The sequence below is a fragment of the Candidatus Nanosynbacter featherlites genome (assembly GCF_005697565.1).
Classification (GTDB): Bacteria; Patescibacteriota; Saccharimonadia; order Saccharimonadales; family Saccharimonadaceae; genus Nanosynbacter; species Nanosynbacter featherlites.
Genome location: NZ_CP040004.1, coordinates 668,650 through 686,101 on the forward strand (window position 1 = coordinate 668,650; position 17,452 = coordinate 686,101).

The following is a 17,452-nucleotide window of genomic DNA, read 5'->3' on the forward strand; positions in this document are numbered from 1 at the left end:
TCCTTTTGTTATTTACCTGCCGAAAACTCACTCGCTGGCACTAATTCCCATTCGTCTAAGAACCTATCAAACAATGACAAGTAACTGGCCCGCGTATTATCCCAGATGTGCTCAGACGACAGCGCTACTATTTCGTCTCGCGTCAGCCATCGTACATCTGTTGATTCGCCGGCGGCTAACTCATGGCGTGGGCCTTCCTGAACTACCAGTGCGTAACACGTGTCTGAGTGATAATGCTCAGGTGTGATATCATGAGTGTTCATGAGTAGTGGCTGCGGGTGAAGCGTCACCTCTGGCATTTCAGCTTGATGCAGGCGCAAGGTTGGCTGCAGCACAGACAACTGATTGGTATCATAGCCAGTTTCTTCACGTAGTTCATGCAACATTGCCGCCCATGGCGTCTCATCCAGCTCTACGTGACCGCCCGGCGGCAGTAATTTCCCCAGCTTTTTATGCACATGCAGCAACGCTCGCGGTTGATCGCCGTCGGTGCGAATGACATATCCAGTAACGGTGTGGTCATGTTGGTTGGGTGCGGTGTGAATGTGTGGCATATTAGTTCCTTTCCCCATCAGCTTTGGCATTAACAAACTTTGTAATTCTGCCCTCGTCCAGCCAACGCTGCTCATAGGATGTGAAGATTTTATAATCATCAGCCAGCTCAGATTCATGCAGGTCAAACGTCAACTCTTGCAGTGACCATCCGCAGCAAACCAATTGCTCCAAACCCCAACAAAAGAAATCGGTGTTGTCGTGCTTGATGAGCAGCGCACCGTCTGAAGATAATAGGTTGCGGTACACTGCCAGGAAATGCGGATGGGTTAGCCGCCGGCCAGCCGAATGTTTTCGGGGGAATGGGTCAGAAAATGTTAGCCAAATGGTCTCGAGTGATGCCGGAGCGACCAATTGATCAATTTGATCAGCCCGCGCTCGTACAAAAAAGATATTAGTGAGTCCGCGCGCTTCGGCCTCTCGGGCACCCTTTTGCAATCGATCACCTTTGACATCAAGCGCCACAAAGGTTTGTTCTGGATGACGCGCTGCCTGCTCGACGGCAAACAAGCCATTGCCTGCGCCTATTTCCATCACCGTTGGGCGCTTATCTGGCTGGTCTTTCACTGCCAACCATTCATCATATTCAAAGCACAATGGCGAATTGGCAAACAACGCAAATTTATATTTCTTGCGTTTACGGGTGATGATAAACTGGTTTGGATCGACAAAACTCATATTATTCATTATACTAAATCTATTATGGATACGCTTACCAAGTATATTTTAGATTCCTCCAATTTTGATGAGTGGCTGAAGCAAAATGGTCTGGGCTGGCTGATGGAGCAGCGTCTCATCGAGGCGTGGAGTACGGTGATTGGCGCCATCATCGCCTACTATATTGGCCGCGTACTGCTAAAATGGGGCATCAAAAGCGTTGTCAGGTCGACGGCCAAACATCGAGATTGGCACAAAAAGGACATTGAAAAACGTCAGGAGACCTTGATTCAATTGCTTCGCAGCTTCTGGCGGATTTTGATGATTGCCTACGCATTGGCAGTGGTTGCAAATAAACTCTTTTTGGTCGATCTGTCACCGCTCTTTGCTAGCGCCGGGATCATTGGTGTGGCGTTGGGTTTTGGTGCCCAGTCACTGGTCAAGGACTTTCTGGCTGGTATCTTCATCATCGCCGAAAACCAATACCGTGTTGGTGACGTTGTTGACATCATGGGTGCAGTCGGCAAGGTGGAACGCGTTGGTACCCGCTCTACAGTCGTGCGTGACACTGATGGTAACGTTCACTACATTCCAAACGGTACCATTCAGCAAGTCATCAACAAAACTATGGGCTACAGCATCTCACGATTTATCTTACAACTAGATCCGTCAGTTGACATCTCGGCAGCTACAGAAATTATCAATGACATCGGTTACAAGCTATCCCTGGAAAAATCCTGGAAACGAAAAATCATCGACCCACCAAAATTTACCTCGCTCGGCGATATCACTGGGCATTCAGTGGAAGTAATCATCGCCGGCAAAACTCAGCCCTCAGATCAATGGAGCGTCACCTCAGAAATGCGGCGACGACTGCTGCGTGAATTTGAGAATAATGACATCAAGCTAGCCACCCTACCACTCACTGCCAACGGACCATTGAAAAAATAGTTATTGATTTGACTGATTCTGGGTGATACCCAAGTTGGCGTCACTCAAGGCATCAACGGCAAAATTCTGTGAACTTGTAGTTTTTGCGGCCTCTGCTTTGTACAGTTTCATAAATTCATCTATGGTTGACTTGGTGATTTCACCCTGCGCCGCAAAGCCCTCGTCCAAGGCTTTACCTTGATCAATCTTTGAGCGCATCGACTTGTACTCTGGGCGGCTCAAATCCAACCGTGAAGCCCCTGATGCGTAATAGATAAACATCGACAAAGTCACTAAGACTGCAGCCAGCAGCACTGAACCCGCAATGAACGCCGGCAGTTTATGATCCATTATTCGCTGGCGTATCACTTGAGTTTTTCCTTTATCTTTTCTACTTTAGTGCCATATTCAGCAATAATGTCATTGAGTTCGCGAACCGACGACGACAATTTGAGCCGTCCATCACGAACAATATTGAGCTGGGCGTAAAAATCGGTTGGCTGATTTTTGCAGTCAATCTTCAGAAGCGTTGCCAAGGCAGATTCATATTCATTATACCGAGATGAAAATAATGATCGGCCTTTTTCGAACCGACTCGTCAAGGACACCAAGTCCGCAGCGTCAATCTTATTCACTGCCAGACGACCGTTCATGCGTGCCATCAGGCGCGAAGAAATATCATTGTACGCCTGACCGGTGTTCACTCGTAAAATTGCGTCGCTATGATGCAGTCGACTGAGATTTCCACGAATATCCTGGCAATTGGCTTTAATGGCATCAATCCCATTTGCAGATTCGGTTTGGCCATCAAGAGCTTTCACGACAACTGAGGACCCGACAATCACACCAGCAACAACCATCAAAAACGCGAGACTTGTAACAGCTTGTTTCATCTGTTCCATTGTCCCGCGTTTTTTGATTGTTGTCAAATTATTTCAGGCTTTTTTCAACGTCTCCCTTGACGTCGTGAGCCGCTTCAGTGGTAGCTTTACCTACTTTTTGCGCCCCAGACTTCAGAGAGGCAGCCGTGTCTTTTGCCACCGTCTTTGCCTTTGCTGCACATTTGTCAGCATCTTTTTTCAGCTCGTTAGCCTTTTTCTTCAAGTCTTTACGAGTTTCCTTACCGCTTTTTGGTGCAGTCAACACACCAGCCGCAAAACCAGCTACCGCAGCACCTAAGACAGTTAATACTTTTTTCATAGTTTCTCCTTTGTTTGTTTATTGTTAGATTTTACTGATGAATCCTTGCTATTTCCGCCGAAAAAGCCGAGAAGCTTCAGTAAAGACTTTTCTTGGTGACAGCCATTCTGTCACTTGCGCAATATTATGCGCTGCTGTTTCAGCTTGGCTGGCAATACGTTTGAGTTTTACCAAGAGCGAAATTATTATACTGAATAAGATGATGATCGCCACCGAATGGACCACAATCACCGCAGTCATCAGTATAATAACTGTTTGCATGTCTTCCATACCTTTCCTTTGATTTGTTGTTTATATTTGTCGTATCGACTAGTTACTATGATAGCATAGACGGTTTAAAATGTCAATACTTATATCATCAGCCGATGAGACCGTCTTGCCGCAAGCCATCCAGTGCCGCCGCAAATCGTGGATCGTCCTGTAACTCAGCGGTGATTTCAGCGAGTGACTGCCCACCAACATACCGACGCAAAATCTCACCCCGCATTTGGCGGAGACTGCCGGCAAACTCTGGCTGCTTGGTGTAGTGACGACTGGCAAACAATTTGCCCTTTCCCTGGGCCTTCAGTTCACTGCCATAGTCCATCAGCGCCCAGAACCACTGGCGCGGATTTGCCCGATCCATCGTCTGCTCGACAATAGGCAATATGTCACGATCCGCCACTGCTGTCTGGTCCATAAAGAAATGATTAAGATAGACGGTGCGAATATTTGTCTCAATGAACGGTGTTGGTATTTGGTATACATAGTTTATGATGGCGCCGGCAGTATTGATACCAATACCCGGCAATGCAACAAGATCATCTAGTGTAGTCACCGGGGCGCCAGCGGCGATGGCTTGTGCTGTTTGGTGGAGATATCGAGCGCGACGGTTATAGCCCAGCCCCTGCCACGCGCGGAGCACCTCGGTCAGCTCAGCCGCTGCCAGTGACTCAATGTCCGGAAACGCTGCGGTAAACTCTTTGAACTTCATCAATACGCGAGCAACCTGGGTTTGCTGCAACATCAGCTCACTCACCAGAACATAGTACAGGGTTGGCTGGTCACGCCATGGCATTGGCCGGTACAGTTCGCGACCTTTTTGGTGGATCAACTCCCGAAAATCATCAGTATTCATTGCTTTAGTATACGCGAATCAAACCCATAAGGGCTAATTATGATATAATGGCACGGTTATGAACATATTTTTTAGACGATACATTTCAGAATTTGTGTACGGTGCGGTTGACGGCACAGTCACAACCTTTGCCGTAGTGGCAGCGTCGGCCGGCGCAGGGATTTCCAGTGCGGTTATCCTCATTTTAGGCATTGCAAACCTCATTGCCGATGGTTTTTCGATGGGCGCTAGCGCCTACCTGGCAGCCAGCGCTGAGCACGAAGGATCAGCCCGCGACACCCAAAAACGGGCTTCACCCAAAATCATTGGCTCAGTTACGTTTTTGGCCTTTGTTGCCGTGGGTAGCGTGCCAGTCTTGCCATACCTGGTTGATGTCGTTGCAGGCTCAAAAGTGCCAAGCACCACCTTGTTTTATATGAGCTCTGCACTGACGGCGGTCGCTTTCCTGACGATCGGCTTCACTAAAGGCAAAGTTGGTAATCAATCGCCATGGCGAGAAGCCGCCATCACCTTGCTCCTCGGCGCAGTTGCCGCTGGAATGGCCTACTTTGCTGGTGATGTGTTAGCGGCGTGGTTGGGCGTTCAGTTATAATCATGTGAACATTCTGTCCTCGACAACTGAATTGAATGTTAGCTCTAGCATTTTCTCAATATCTATACCAATATCCTGATATAACTCAGTAGTGTTTTTCGTCGTCAGATCATCCTCGGCGTAGCCCAAAAGTTTCGCAGTATTTATCACTTCCTTCGCGCTATTACCTTCTATCTCAATGTAAGGTTTTAGTTTCGGCCAGTAGTCAATGACAACCTGGACGCCGCCAAGGTTATATTCTTGCCGTTTGTTTTCTTGATAGCCACGTGGTTTAATGCCAATCTTTGCTAAGATCTCTAGTGTCGTTTCTAGGTCAGAGACTTCAACTTCCCATTCGTGAGTACCATCAATAGCCTCGGCGGTTATTTCTTTGACAGTCAGAGTAGCGTGTTGCCCATCAGAGCGCAACCGTACCCAGCGATTTGGTGTCGCCGGAATTGTATCAAATACGTAACGGCGGAAATTATAACTACCAATCTCCTTAGCGCCAAGCCTCGCCAGCTTTGCCACAATATCAGCTGGAATAACATCGTATATTTTAGCTTCATACTCTATGTTTGACACGAAAATCCTTTCACACTCTCACATCACCATCTTGACTCACGTAGTTCTTGGCGCCGCTGCGGTACATGGCAGAGGGTCTATTTTTGTCATCAAACTCATATTTTATCAGCTCGCCAAAGTAGCTAAAATGACTACTTTTTGCAATTTTTAGAGTGGCGTCATCAACTATTTCTAGTTCTTCAGCCATGTTGAATGGTCGCCAATCATTAGACCATAAGCCTCTCAATCCTTTTGCTGTATCAACGACTTCATACACACCATAATCATTGGCAAACCGCGCTTCAAACTTGCGACGGTTTTTATCAGAAGCATCACCAAATTGATCAATAATTCCTAATATTGAATTTGCAACTATTCCTGGCACTGTATCATACGCGTTCGCCAACACCGAAACAGTTATTCCGTCATCTGTCCGCGACCAGGTGCGGCTGACAAATCCTGGATAACCACCGCTATGACCGACAATCCGCTTGCTACTTTTATCCTTTTCTATATCCAAACCGAGCCCGTAGCTACCTGCATTCGCATCATCAGCAACTTGCCATGATGGGCGCTGCATTTCCCGTTTGGAAGCATCGCTCAACAGTTTACCTGAGCCGACCTGTAGAGCAGCAAAAAATGTTACCAAGTCATGCGCCGTTGAGCAAAATCCCGTGGCTGGCTGCAGCGCGCCAGTTGTGATGTGCTGAAACGGTCGACGCTGCTGCTGCAAATCAAACCTACCATAGCCAGTTGCCATGTAAAGTTCTGGTGAATGTTCTGCAGCGGTTTGTTTCAAATCAAGCGGTGTGATGATGTTTTCCGTCACAACATCAGCGTACGATTTGCCACTAACTTGTTCAATCACCAAACCCAGCAAGCCAAAACCAAAATTGGAATACTTGAACTCAGAATTTGGCTCAAACACTAGTTGTGACTTCATGATTTGCTGCTTGAACTCGTCTTCGTCTGGAAATTCTCCTTGAAACTGCCAAAAGCCTGACGCCTGGCCGTCACGAATCACGCCTGCTGAGTGGCTCAACAATTGACGCAAGGTTACGTCACGCCAATGCTGGTCGCTATGCTGCGCCAGCCACGGTAGATGTGCCGTCACTAAGTCATCGATGCGTAACTTGCCGCGCTCTTGTAGCTGCATTACGGCCGTGGCGGTAAAAGTTTTTGAGTGTGAGGCGACGTGAAAGAGATGGTTGGTTGTTAATTTCTCATTATTTTCTATATTTGCCAGTCCATAAGCTTTATGAAAAACCACCTCGCCGTCTTTGGCTATCGCGACCGTAAACCCCGGCCAGCGCGCCCACCGACTGCGCAACGTTAGCCATGAGTCGATGAATGTTAGCGTTCGTTTAGGAATTGATTTCATAGCTTTGTTATACCTCCTGATATATTACGTTTACGGCCACCGCTTCAGCAAAAAATCCCGATAACCCGGCGCAAGCTTGTCGGTAGCTTCGACTTCCGCCCGCGTCAACCAGACTGGACCCTCTTCACTGCCGTCACAAGCCTGAGCTGGCAATTCAACATCACCGTCAATTGTGGCCGTATAGCCAAGGATGATTTTATGGTTTTTGGCGGTGGTATCATATGGGTCGCGCACGTAAAAATCGGCTGGCGTCGCATCAATGGTGATACCTAGTTCCTCACGCAGCTCTCGCTCCAGTGCGGCATCAGGCATCTCACCAGCATCAATATGCCCGCCCGGCAGACCAAACCCCGCATCACCCCAATGCCGCATCAACAAGGTGCGTTTGCCGTCGCTGCTATACAGCGCTACTTTTACACTGACTTCGTGTCGATCATACATTACTTCCAGTATAGCTGTTTGGCTATTATTCGGCAATTTATTCATGCTACAGTAGAGCTATGAATAGTCATTCTCCCTCGTCTGCCATACCCGGTGTCAATCTGGGTGGCTGGCTAGTGCTTGAACGATGGATGACGCCAAGTGTATTCACCGGAACAGATGCGACTAATGAATATGAACTATCACAAACAGTGGATGGCGCGGCACGCATCCAACACCATCGACAAACCTTCATCCAGGAAGATGACCTCACATGGTTGGCGCAAGCTGGCATACGACTACTGCGACTGCCGATTGGTTATTGGGCACTTGAGGACCAGCCGCCGTATCTATCAGCAAAACCGCAGATTGATTGGTTGATGGACACGGCCAAACGCTATGGCCTACAGGTGCTACTCGACCTGCATGCTGCGCCTGGTGCTCAAAACGCCAGTGATCACAGCGGTAGTGGTAATACCAGCACTGTCGGGTGGTATCAACGCACCAATAGACGGAAAACATCACAGATATTACTTGACATTGCCAATGAATATGGCAACCATCCAGCCCTCTGGGGGATTGAGCTGCTCAATGAACCCCTGGTGACAACACGACGTCAGCGGTGGCAATTGTGGTGGTGGACGCGAAAAACGAGCCGAAAATTACGTGCTCAATTGCCGTCTCATGTGCGCATTGTAGTCTCTGATTGCTATCAGCCAGCCTGGTGGTCAGGACGAATTGGGAATAATACACTGGATATACATCATTATCAATGCTTTTCCGACACAGACAATCAAGCAACATCGCTGACTCACCACCGTCAGGTACTTGATCAACAGTCTAGCAAATACCGTGGCTATGCCCGTCAGCAACCATTGATCATTGGCGAGTGGAGCGCTGCCCTGCCGCCACGCACCGCCAGTGATAGTAATGAATACACCCATTGCCAATCACAATTGACTGTGCCTTCAGGCGTTGATGCCTGGTTTTACTGGAGTTATAAGACCGAGAATCCTGGAGCCTGGAACTTTCGCGATTGCTACAGTAAGGGATGGTTTGATGGGATGTATTAATTAGCGGTCAATGATATACTGTATACATGTCTTTTCCTAAATTAATTTATAGTATCGCAGTCCTGGTCATCATCGCCTGGGTATTGAGCCTGGTGTTTCGCCTTGCCGCTTGGTTGATCAACGGGTTGCTTTACGTTGCGGTTCTGGTTGTTATCATTGGTCTTATTGCACAATTTATCAGCCAGAAAAAGCAGCAAAAATAATTCGCCTGTCACTATAAAATAATCACGGCAGTTTGTTCTGCCGTGATTTATCTTATAAACCTAATTCTTGTAGCTGCGCTAAATCAACTGTCGACGGTGAATCCATCATCACGTCAACGCCGGAGCCGTTCTTTGGAAAGGCCAAGGTTTCGCGGACGTTCGTTTCGTCGATGAGCTCCATGAGGATGCGGTCAACACCAAAGGCACAACCAGCGTGCGGCGGCGCACCGTATTTGAAGGCGTTGAGCATAGCACCAAACTTTTCTTCGACGTAGCTTTCGCTAAAGCCAAGCAGGTCAAACACTTTGTACAGCACCGCCGGGTTGTGGTTTCGCACGCCACCGGAGCAAATTTCGTAGCCGTTCATCACCATGTCGAATTGATCGGCAACGATGGCGAGCTTGTCGGCATCAGTCTTCGCCGATTCCAGCGCCTTTAGGCCGCCCTTTGGCATACTAAATGGGTTATGGCCAAAATCAAGCTTCTTGCCGTGGTCGTCCCATTCATAAAACGGAAAATCAATGATCCAAGCCAAGGCTACCACGCTCGGGTCTTTCAGGTTGAACTGAGTAGCAAATTCGTTTCGCAGACGGCCAAGCACGGCGTTGACGACTGGGCGAGCATCAGCACCGAAGAAAACTGCGTCGCCATCAGCCGCGCCAGTTTTTTGTTGGATTGAAACTAGCTCCGTTTCGCTCAAGAACTTGGCAATTGGTGATTTTGCCTCGCCATCTTGGTAAGTGATGTAAGCCAAACCGCCCGCGCCTTCGCTCTTGGCAATATCAGTGAATTGGTCGATTTGTTTACGGCTGAGGCTGGCACCGTTTTTCACGCAAATCGCCTTGATGCACTCAGCGTTTTTGAACACGCCAAATTCGGTGTTAGCAAAGACATCGGTTAGTTCAATCAGTTCCATACCAAAGCGCAAGTCTGGTTTGTCCGAGCCATACGTCTCCATGGCGTCGCGGTAGGAAATACGCGGAATTGGCTGGCCGTTACCCACCGGCAGATCGCTCAGATCCAGCAACTTCTTGCCAGCAAACTCGGTCGCTAGCTGCCGCATCAATGGCTCGACTTCCTGGCGGACTTCCTCGCCGTCCTCAACAAAGCTCATCTCTAGATCCAGCTGATAAAACTCACCGTACAGTCGATCAGCTCGCGGATCTTCATCGCGGAAACACGCCGCCAACTGATAATATCGCGGCACGCCGCCAACCATCAGCAATTGTTTGAACTGCTGCGGTGCTTGCGGCAGAGCGTAGAACTTATTTTCCTGCAAACGACTCGGGATCAGAAAATCACGCGCACCCTCGGGACTAGAATTTGCCAAAATCGGTGTCTGAATTTCGATAAAGTCACGGTCATCCATGTATTGATGCATGCACCGGTACATCTCAGCGCGTTTTTTCAGCATCTGTTGCATCTTCGGACGGCGCAGGTCGAGGTAACGATACTTAAAACGCAAATCTTCACCTGCTTGATTTTCCTCGGCAAATGGCTGGATCGGCAAGGTCTCAGCACGATTGAGAATTTCCAGATTCTCCACCACAATTTCCACATCACCGCTGGCGATATTTGGATTTTTCAAACCTTCGCCGCGCTCCGTCACCACGCCGCTAGCACGAATCACAAACTCATCGCGCAAGCTTTCCGCCAAACGAAACGCTTCCGCCTGCTCAGGATTAATCACCAGCTGCACCAAGCCGGTATGGTCGCGTAGGTCAATAAAAATCAGCCCACCGTGATCGCGTCGGGAATGCACCCAGCCAGCCACGGTAATAGTTTGACCAACAGTATCAGCCACATTGCTACTAAGAATTCGTTTCATCATATCTGTTAGTATAGCAAAATTAGCGCATTATTCCAATTGCATGACTGCCTGCATTATGAGGCGGTTGAAGTCTTGGGTGTATTGTTGCCGCGTGGATTACGCTCAGCTACTTTGCGCAAATCCTCATGAGTATCAAATTCATCATTAATTTTCTTACCCAAAAGCGACTCCAAGACATCTTCCAAGCTCAACAGTCCAACTGTTTCACGGTATCGATTAATCACAATGAACAGATGGTGTCTGGTTTTGATGAATGCAGCCAAGGCTTGCTGCAACGATTGGTCTTCTCTGATGTAGTAGACAGCGTGTTCCATGGCGTCAATAACGTGGTGCGCTTTTTGCGATTGTTTGGTGTTATTGATGGTCACCAAATCTTGCACATACAGCATACCGACAACATGATCAATATCCCCATCAATCACTGGAAAACGACTGTGTCCTGTTTTATACAGCCCGTCCAGAACGATGGGACCCAATACTTCATCGTTACCTATACTATCAATCATGGTGCGCGGGATCATGGCGTCAGCAACCTTCATGTCTTTGAATTTGAGGCTGTTTGTAATGAGTTTCTTTTCATCTTTAGACAACGCGTCTCCAGCGTTTTTGACTATCTCCAGCAGCTCTTCGCGTGATTCGACATCCAATTCGCTGCTTTGTGACGGCACCACGGAACGGATAGCCCAAAATACTATTGCATATTTTTCAATGCAGTGAATGATTACGCCTTCGTATCGCCCATAGACGCGCTGTGAAATTTTCTGCAGTGGCGACAAGCGAGCCAGTGCGCCTGAATATAGCGCAATGACGAGCGACACCAAAAAACCAACCAGCCAGTGAAATAATTCCACGCCAATAACACTGAGCGTCACCAATAGCAATGCTGCAATCACCCGCTGCAACGAAAATAAATCAGCCAAGTACGTGCGACGTTTGAGTAGCAGTTTGGCTTCCTCGTCGCCTTGATGCGCTCGACGTTTCAATTCAAATTGGCTATGCGAAGAAAGCTGAGGATGTACGCCTAATACTAATATCAAAACAACGATAATCAATCCATAGATAACACTTAACAGCAATATACTCATGGTTTTATTTTACCTGATTTTATGCTATTATTGCTAGAGTTAATTTGGAGGACAAGAATGAACGGAAAAACCTGGGGCGTATTTATCGCAATCGTAGTGACGATACTTGGTGGCATGGTATATTTGTCAGTAACACACCGCTTAGACATTAGTGATATCGCCAAAGATCAACTCACAAAAATTATCCCTGCCGAAAAACGGAACGGCGACATTCAGGAACACACCTTTGGAAGCGACAAGCCAAAAGTTATCATCATCGAATACGGTGACTATCAATGCCCAGGCTGTCGCACAGTTGCGCCACGCATCAAATCAGCCGTCGAAAAGCACAAAGACAATGTACAGTTGATCTTCCGCAATTTCCCATTGTCTGGACACACTCACGCTCGCTTGGCAGCATCAGTCGCTGAAGCAGCAGGTTTGCAGGGTAAATATTGGGAAATGCACGACTTGCTGTACGAAAACCAAGACGCATGGAGTAAAGCCCAAAACCACGAACGAAACGATATCTTCATGGGCTACGCCAAGCAGCTCAAGCTTGATGAATCACGCTTTAATAATGACCTTTCAAGCGACCGCGTGCTCCAAAAGATCAGTTTCGACACTGCCGTCAGTCGTGCACACGGAATCACTGCTACACCAACCATCTTCATCAACGGCAAAAAAGTTGAAGACCTCAACAGCATTGACACTGAGGTAGAAAACGCACTCAAAGCAGCAGGCGTCTCTACTGAAGAGAAAAAGGCTGAATAATAGATTAAACTTACGCCAATCTAAAACCGCCCAGGCCTAGCGCTCGGGCGGTTTTAGATATGTTATTGTGCTATGTATGTTTGCCATTCGGCAGGCACTACATCCACTGCGATCTTTTTGCGTCGGGATGACACAAAATTGATTGCTATCGGCATGTATTTGTACTCCTTCGTACTAAATGCAGCCTCACGCGCTTCGACCTTTATTACAAACCGCAACTCAATGCTTCGGCGCGAGACACGTCAACCATAGTACCAAAGGAAATATAGCACGTCAAGTGCCTACTCCCTACTTTATTACTTTTAATTTTAGAATAAGCGGAATCGCTTGGCAAGTAGTAATGTTAGTAAAATTAACAACAATGTAACCCCCATGATGGCAATGTAAGCCCACTGCTCACCTTGGAACGGCAGCCCAATGTTCATGCCATACATGCCGTAGAAGACGTTTGGCACCGCCAGTAAAATGGTGATGGTTGTCAACACTTTCATGCGCTGATTCAGGGTGTTGTTAGCAATGGTCGAATAGGCGTTTTGGATACTGTCAATCGTTTGGGCGCTTGAGCTAATAGCCACCAACAACTGGCGAGCGTGCAGTATAATATCGCCAAAGGCTTCAATATCACGCAGATTGAACAATTGACGACGATTCATTTCCAGTTGACCGACAACCGTTACTAGCCCCTCCAAGCCACTCCGATATTCATTGAGACTATCCTCAATGGCAACAAATTCAACAAAGTCCTCGTTTTGAACATCAAAGTGCGTGAGCCGCTTGCGAGCGCTGGTAATTTTGGTCGACAGCGCATGGAGCCGCTGCTCGTATTCAGTGATGATGGAGGCAATGACAGCAGACACCACCGCAGAAGGCTGGCGCGTGTCAGTAGTCATGAAGGCATCAGTGTCTAACGGTGAAAAAGAGGTGTGCGGACTGGCGGTAACCAGCCGATCACGCGACACCGCAATCAATATTGGAGCAGTTTTGGCAGCATCAGCTGCACCAACCGGCAAACGTAAAAAGATATATTCTACGCCATTACTAAACTCTGCTCGTGACAATTCACGGACATCACAAACATCGCGCAAGATATTTGCGTTCAGCAGGAGTTTATCCGACAAGTCAACTACATCCAGCAATTTACCAGATATATGCACCCACGCGTGAGAGCGAGGACGACTAACTTTTTCTAAACGCTCACCTGCCGCTGATCGTTCAAAGTATTCCACCACCATATACTTTGATTATACGAAAAAAGGTTATGTTTTGCTACTACTCGCTTATTCCCAGCGAAATAGTTTAATAGCCAACAGGTAGACAATGACAATACACAGCAGCACTCCACCAAACTGAGGCAAGACCTCCGTCAGGGTGGCATGTTCGGTTGATATCAACCGAAGACCATCCACAACAGGAGTCATTGGGATAAATTGGTTGATCGCCTTAAGCCATTCTGGGAATAAGAACGATGGGAAAAAGGCACCAGACAGGAACATCATCGGGAAGGAGATGAGGTTTGATAGCGGCGCTGACTGATTCTCATTTTTTGCCCAGGCACCAACCATTAGCCCAAGCCCGACCATCATCACGGCAGCCAATGTCAAGAACGGCACAAACAGCAGCCAATCACCGCGCATGGTGAATTTGAACAGCAACATACTGACAACCAACATCAGTGCAGCACTTGCCAAAGACACCAAGGTATAGACGATGGCAGTAGCAATAATCAATTGACCAGACGTAAACGGTGCAGCCCGCAAGCGACGATAATTACCTTTTTGCTTTTCAGTTGGCATTTGGTTTGCCAAGCCAAAGATACCCATACTCATCAAGCTAAACGCCAACAGTCCAGTGAAAGTGTAGTCAAACGTTTTCAGGGCCTCATCCCCAACTGCTTGTGAGGCTACTTTAAATGGTGGTTCTGGCTGACCCATGGCTTTATTGATACTACCAACAATCTGGCCCATCACAGCAGTCAGCGCACTAGCAGCCTGATCTTGCCCTTTCGCGTGCAACACGTTCAGTGTACCAGACGGGCGAGCTTTTGCGCCTTCGCCCTTAACCTCACCAAACTCTTTTGGTAGCTCAATGATACCGTCAATTTCCGAACGCTTCATCTTTTCTTTGGCATCATCGATGTTTTTCACGTCCTGAACTTGCAGCAGTTTTGATGTATCATTTTTTGCACCATCGACAAACTGCTTGGCGAACTCAGTGTTTGAATGATTGATAATGGCAACCTTGAAGTTAGTCGTCTGATTGTTGAAAATCGAACCAAACACAAACAAGAAAATCAGCGGGAACAAAAAAGTAAAGAACAATGCCATTTTGTCGCGCAGCAAACGCTTAAGGCCAGCTACGACCTGACCAATGATACCTATCCAATATTTTTTCATACTACTAATCCCGTATCGCCTTTCCTGTAAGATCGATGAAAACGTCTTCCAAATTTGCCTGTTCAACCACCTGCTTTTTCTTAAAACCGCGCTTGAGTAACTGTTGAATCAAGTTGTGTGGCGAATCAGTGGTGATGATTTGGCCATTGTCCATAATCGCCAATCGGTCGCACAGCAATTCAGCCTCATCCATGTAGTGTGTCGTCAAGACAATGGTAACGCCCTCTTCGCGTATTTGCTTGATCAGCTCCCACAGGTTGCGGCGCGCTTGTGGATCCAAGCCAGTGGTTGGCTCGTCTAAGAACAAGACTTTTGGATTATTTACCAAGGTTGACGCAATAGCGAAACGCTGTTTTTGTCCACCAGACAATTGCTCAACGTAGTTCTTAGCTTTTTCTGTCAATTGTACTTTGGCTAGCAATGCAGCCACGTCAATCATGTTGCCATACAAACTGGCAAACATTTTCAACTGCTCAGTCAATGTCAAATGGTCATAAAAATTAGTTGACTGCAGCTGAATACCAATGATATCTTTGATCTTTTTAGGGTGTTTCGCTACGTCAATACCGTCAATGACGGCCGTACCGTCATCAATGGTGCGTAATGCCTCCAGCATCTCGAGTGTTGTTGTTTTACCAGCGCCGTTAGGGCCCAAAATACCGAAGATTTCGCCCTTTTCAACACTGAAGTCTATGCCTTTTACCACCGTTTGATCGCCGTAGCGCTTGGTCAAACCGTGAACTTCAATAATTTTACTCATAATTCTAGTATAGCACTAGCCAAGAAATAGAGTAATTGGGTTTTACACAAGACTACCGACGTCGCAAAAAATAATAGCCAATCAATAATGCCGCCACAGCGCTGACGCCGGTGATTTTCCAAAACATTGCTGGGTCATCGCCGCCGGGAACTGGCACATTCATACCAAATAGCCCAGCGATCATGGTCGGTATGGTGAGCGCCACTGTGATGACAGTCAGCAGCCGAATAGTTTCATTCAGGCGAGTATCCATGACTGCGCGGTAGCTGTCGCGCACATTGGTGATAGTACGAAGCAACGATTTACAACGACTAATCACCTGCTCCAGATCAATGGAAATATCTTCAACATCCTCTTTGGCGTCAGACCGAAGCATCAACGCCTTGTGAGCAATCATTCGCTCCACCGATAAATTCATCGGCACCAAGGCATCCATATAATCATTCAATTTACGCTCATATTCAGCTAACGTGGCAATATCGCGCGCTCGCAAGGTGCGAATGTCGCCAGTCGCCGCCCGCATTTGACGGTTGATGGCAGCCACGCGGCGCTGATATTGTGTTGCTAGTGCGTCGATCATGTCAACCAGCAGGGTAATGCGACTTGAGGTAGATGCCACATGTTTATCAATGAACGGCTGCCATAGTCTCCCCAGACTGTCTCGCGATATGGTGATGATATAATCCGCATGAATCACAAACAAAATTGGTGTAGTAAAGTCATTAAAATCATCGTCAGTATCTGGCAAACGGGCAATCAAATACGTCCGCTCGTTGTCCGCATCCAAACGAGGAACCTCGTGAGGGTCCAGTGCGTCAGTGATGATATCAGCATCAATTCCCAGTGATAACAGCTGGGAAATCTCCTCTTCGTTTGGCCGCTCACAACGAATCCAAGAGCCCTTAACCAAGTTCTCTCTGATGGTAAGCTTGCCAGAATCGTCAGATTTAAGATATTGCAACATACCTGTTATTTATATCATGAAAACTAGATAAAAGCAATGTAGTTATGAAACGATCCGCGTCCCCGCTGTCCCGTCAATAGCCTCAGTGGTTTTTTCCAGCGAGGTAATGACTGCGGTACGCCCCCCACCACCTGACACAAACTGCAATGCTGCTTGTACCTTTGGCAACATGGATCCAGCAGCAAATTGACCATCGTCAATGTGTTTCTGCATCTCTTCTGCAGAGATTTGCCCCAACGCTTCTTCGTTCGGTTGGTTGAAATTGACCTTAGCTGCATCAACCGAAGTCAAGATCAACAGAGTATCTGCATGCAACAAATTAGCCAAGGTTGCTGCTCCAAAGTCTTTATCAATGACTGCTTCGACACCCTTGAGCGTGCCGTCTTCCTGGCGCAACACGGGGATACCGCCACCACCGGTTGAGACCACTAGGACGCCCGCTTCTACCAGAGCTTTGATGATCGGTGCTTCAACAATTTCCACTGGTTTTGGCGATGGCACCACACGGCGCCAACCACGACCAGCGTCTTCCTTGACGACATAGCCACGCTCAGCCTGCACCGCTTTGGCTTCTTCTTCTGAATAGAACGGGCCGATTGGTTTGGTTGGGTTTTGGAACACCGCATCATCACCAGAGACAATAGTCTGCGTCACCAAACTAACAGCATGTTTATCAGTCATCTGATGAGCTCTGAAACTGTCCTGGAAGGCTTGCTGCAACCAAAAGCCGATCAGACCTTGGCTCATAGCCCCACAATCATCCAGTGGTAAGCTCGGTACATCATCAGTATTAACAGCCTCTTCATGCAAGACAATGTTTCCCACCTGGGGGCCATTGCCATGAACGATAGCTACTTTGTGTCCTGCTTGAACAAGCGGTAATAACTGTCGTATCGTCTCAGCCGCTACTCGACGCTGTGCTTCAGAAGAGGCTTCGCCCTGCTTCTGCAGGGCGTTACCTCCAAGAGCAACGACAATAGTTCGCTGCTTATCCATAG

The 17,452-nt window shown here is 47.7% G+C and carries 22 protein-coding genes; 5 read left to right on the top strand and 17 right to left on the bottom strand.

What is annotated here, in order from left to right; all coding sequences use genetic code 11:
* Window positions 1–8: 8 nt before the first annotated feature.
* Together FBF37_RS03480 and trmB are read right to left on the bottom strand one after the other, a co-directional pair.
* Entirely contained in the window at window positions 9–554 is a 546-nt protein-coding gene (locus FBF37_RS03480; RefSeq protein WP_174843605.1) for an NUDIX hydrolase, read from the bottom strand.
* 1 nt (window position 555) lies between these two features.
* A complete protein-coding gene (gene trmB, locus FBF37_RS03485) occupies window positions 556–1,230 on the bottom strand; it encodes a tRNA (guanosine(46)-N7)-methyltransferase TrmB (RefSeq protein WP_174843606.1) in 675 nt (224 codons plus the stop codon).
* A gap of 24 nt (window positions 1,231–1,254) precedes the next feature.
* Between trmB and FBF37_RS03490 the strand changes: the two genes are divergently transcribed.
* The gene (locus FBF37_RS03490) at window positions 1,255–2,160 is read left to right on the top strand and encodes a mechanosensitive ion channel family protein (RefSeq protein WP_174843607.1); all 906 of its coding nucleotides are present in this window, start codon (window positions 1,255–1,257) and stop codon (window positions 2,158–2,160) included.
* Here the strand turns inward: FBF37_RS03490 and FBF37_RS03495 are convergent, their stop codons facing one another.
* The 5 genes from FBF37_RS03495 to FBF37_RS03515 form a co-directional block, all read right to left on the bottom strand.
* Window positions 2,161–2,490: a hypothetical protein gene (locus FBF37_RS03495; RefSeq protein ID WP_138079518.1), complete on the bottom strand. Its 330-nt coding sequence runs from the start codon at window positions 2,488–2,490 to the stop codon at window positions 2,161–2,163. It lies immediately after the preceding gene.
* Window positions 2,491–2,504: 14 nt separating this feature from the next.
* Entirely contained in the window at window positions 2,505–3,032 is a 528-nt protein-coding gene (locus FBF37_RS03500; RefSeq protein ID WP_138079520.1) for a hypothetical protein, read from the bottom strand.
* 37 nt (window positions 3,033–3,069) lie between these two features.
* The gene (locus tag FBF37_RS03505) at window positions 3,070–3,339 is read right to left on the bottom strand and encodes a YtxH domain-containing protein (RefSeq protein ID WP_138079522.1); all 270 of its coding nucleotides are present in this window, start codon (window positions 3,337–3,339) and stop codon (window positions 3,070–3,072) included.
* 48 nt (window positions 3,340–3,387) lie between these two features.
* Entirely contained in the window at window positions 3,388–3,609 is a 222-nt protein-coding gene (locus FBF37_RS03510) for a hypothetical protein (protein WP_138079524.1), read from the bottom strand.
* A gap of 88 nt (window positions 3,610–3,697) precedes the next feature.
* Window positions 3,698–4,456, bottom strand: a complete 759-nt coding sequence (locus FBF37_RS03515; protein ID WP_138079526.1) for an HhH-GPD family protein — start codon at window positions 4,454–4,456, stop codon at window positions 3,698–3,700.
* 58 nt (window positions 4,457–4,514) lie between these two features.
* On the opposite strand from FBF37_RS03515, the gene FBF37_RS03520 reads away from it, so the two are divergent.
* Entirely contained in the window at window positions 4,515–5,048 is a 534-nt protein-coding gene (locus FBF37_RS03520) for a VIT1/CCC1 transporter family protein (RefSeq protein ID WP_138079528.1), read from the top strand.
* Here FBF37_RS03520 and FBF37_RS03525 read toward each other — a convergent pair whose 3' ends face one another.
* The 3 genes from FBF37_RS03525 to FBF37_RS03535 are packed head-to-tail and all read right to left on the bottom strand — an operon-like array spanning window position 5,049 to window position 7,413.
* A complete protein-coding gene (locus FBF37_RS03525; RefSeq protein ID WP_138079530.1) occupies window positions 5,049–5,612 on the bottom strand; it encodes a class IV adenylate cyclase in 564 nt (187 codons plus the stop codon).
* 10 nt (window positions 5,613–5,622) lie between these two features.
* A complete protein-coding gene (locus tag FBF37_RS03530) occupies window positions 5,623–6,972 on the bottom strand; it encodes a serine hydrolase domain-containing protein (protein WP_138079532.1) in 1,350 nt (449 codons plus the stop codon).
* A gap of 30 nt (window positions 6,973–7,002) precedes the next feature.
* Entirely contained in the window at window positions 7,003–7,413 is a 411-nt protein-coding gene (locus FBF37_RS03535; RefSeq protein WP_138079534.1) for an NUDIX hydrolase, read from the bottom strand.
* Window positions 7,414–7,472: 59 nt separating this feature from the next.
* Between FBF37_RS03535 and FBF37_RS03540 the strand changes: the two genes are divergently transcribed.
* Window positions 7,473–8,465, top strand: a complete 993-nt coding sequence (locus FBF37_RS03540; protein WP_138079536.1) for a glycoside hydrolase family 5 protein — start codon at window positions 7,473–7,475, stop codon at window positions 8,463–8,465.
* 26 nt (window positions 8,466–8,491) lie between these two features.
* Window positions 8,492–8,668 (top strand): hypothetical protein, encoded by a 177-nt coding sequence (locus tag FBF37_RS04110; RefSeq protein ID WP_174843608.1) that lies wholly within the window; start codon window positions 8,492–8,494, stop codon window positions 8,666–8,668.
* A 52-nt stretch (window positions 8,669–8,720) separates the two neighbouring features.
* Here the strand turns inward: FBF37_RS04110 and aspS are convergent, their stop codons facing one another.
* Window positions 8,721–10,499 carry an aspartate--tRNA ligase gene (gene aspS / locus FBF37_RS03545; protein ID WP_236861235.1) on the bottom strand — a complete coding sequence of 593 codons (1,779 nt, stop codon included), beginning with the start codon at window positions 10,497–10,499 and terminating at the stop codon, window positions 8,721–8,723.
* 53 nt (window positions 10,500–10,552) lie between these two features.
* Window positions 10,553–11,584 carry a CBS domain-containing protein gene (locus FBF37_RS03550; protein ID WP_138079538.1) on the bottom strand — a complete coding sequence of 344 codons (1,032 nt, stop codon included), beginning with the start codon at window positions 11,582–11,584 and terminating at the stop codon, window positions 10,553–10,555.
* Between the two features lie 57 nt (window positions 11,585–11,641).
* Here FBF37_RS03550 and FBF37_RS03555 point away from each other — a divergent pair, with 57 nt between their 5' ends.
* The gene (locus tag FBF37_RS03555) at window positions 11,642–12,337 is read left to right on the top strand and encodes a DsbA family protein (protein WP_174843609.1); all 696 of its coding nucleotides are present in this window, start codon (window positions 11,642–11,644) and stop codon (window positions 12,335–12,337) included.
* A gap of 308 nt (window positions 12,338–12,645) precedes the next feature.
* Here the strand turns inward: FBF37_RS03555 and FBF37_RS03560 are convergent, their stop codons facing one another.
* From FBF37_RS03560 to arcC, 5 genes are read right to left on the bottom strand one after another with little or no spacing between them, the layout of a single operon-like run.
* Window positions 12,646–13,569: a CorA family divalent cation transporter gene (locus FBF37_RS03560; RefSeq protein ID WP_138079542.1), complete on the bottom strand. Its 924-nt coding sequence runs from the start codon at window positions 13,567–13,569 to the stop codon at window positions 12,646–12,648.
* Window positions 13,570–13,614: 45 nt separating this feature from the next.
* Entirely contained in the window at window positions 13,615–14,730 is a 1,116-nt protein-coding gene (locus FBF37_RS03565) for an ABC transporter permease (RefSeq protein WP_138079544.1), read from the bottom strand.
* A 4-nt stretch (window positions 14,731–14,734) separates the two neighbouring features.
* Complete coding sequence (locus tag FBF37_RS03570; RefSeq protein ID WP_138079546.1) at window positions 14,735–15,490, bottom strand: ABC transporter ATP-binding protein; 756 nt, start codon at window positions 15,488–15,490, stop codon at window positions 14,735–14,737.
* A 52-nt stretch (window positions 15,491–15,542) separates the two neighbouring features.
* Entirely contained in the window at window positions 15,543–16,454 is a 912-nt protein-coding gene (locus FBF37_RS03575) for a magnesium transporter CorA family protein (protein WP_138079548.1), read from the bottom strand.
* A 42-nt stretch (window positions 16,455–16,496) separates the two neighbouring features.
* Complete coding sequence (gene arcC, locus FBF37_RS03580; RefSeq protein ID WP_138079551.1) at window positions 16,497–17,450, bottom strand: carbamate kinase; 954 nt, start codon at window positions 17,448–17,450, stop codon at window positions 16,497–16,499.
* Window positions 17,451–17,452: the final 2 nt, after the last annotated feature.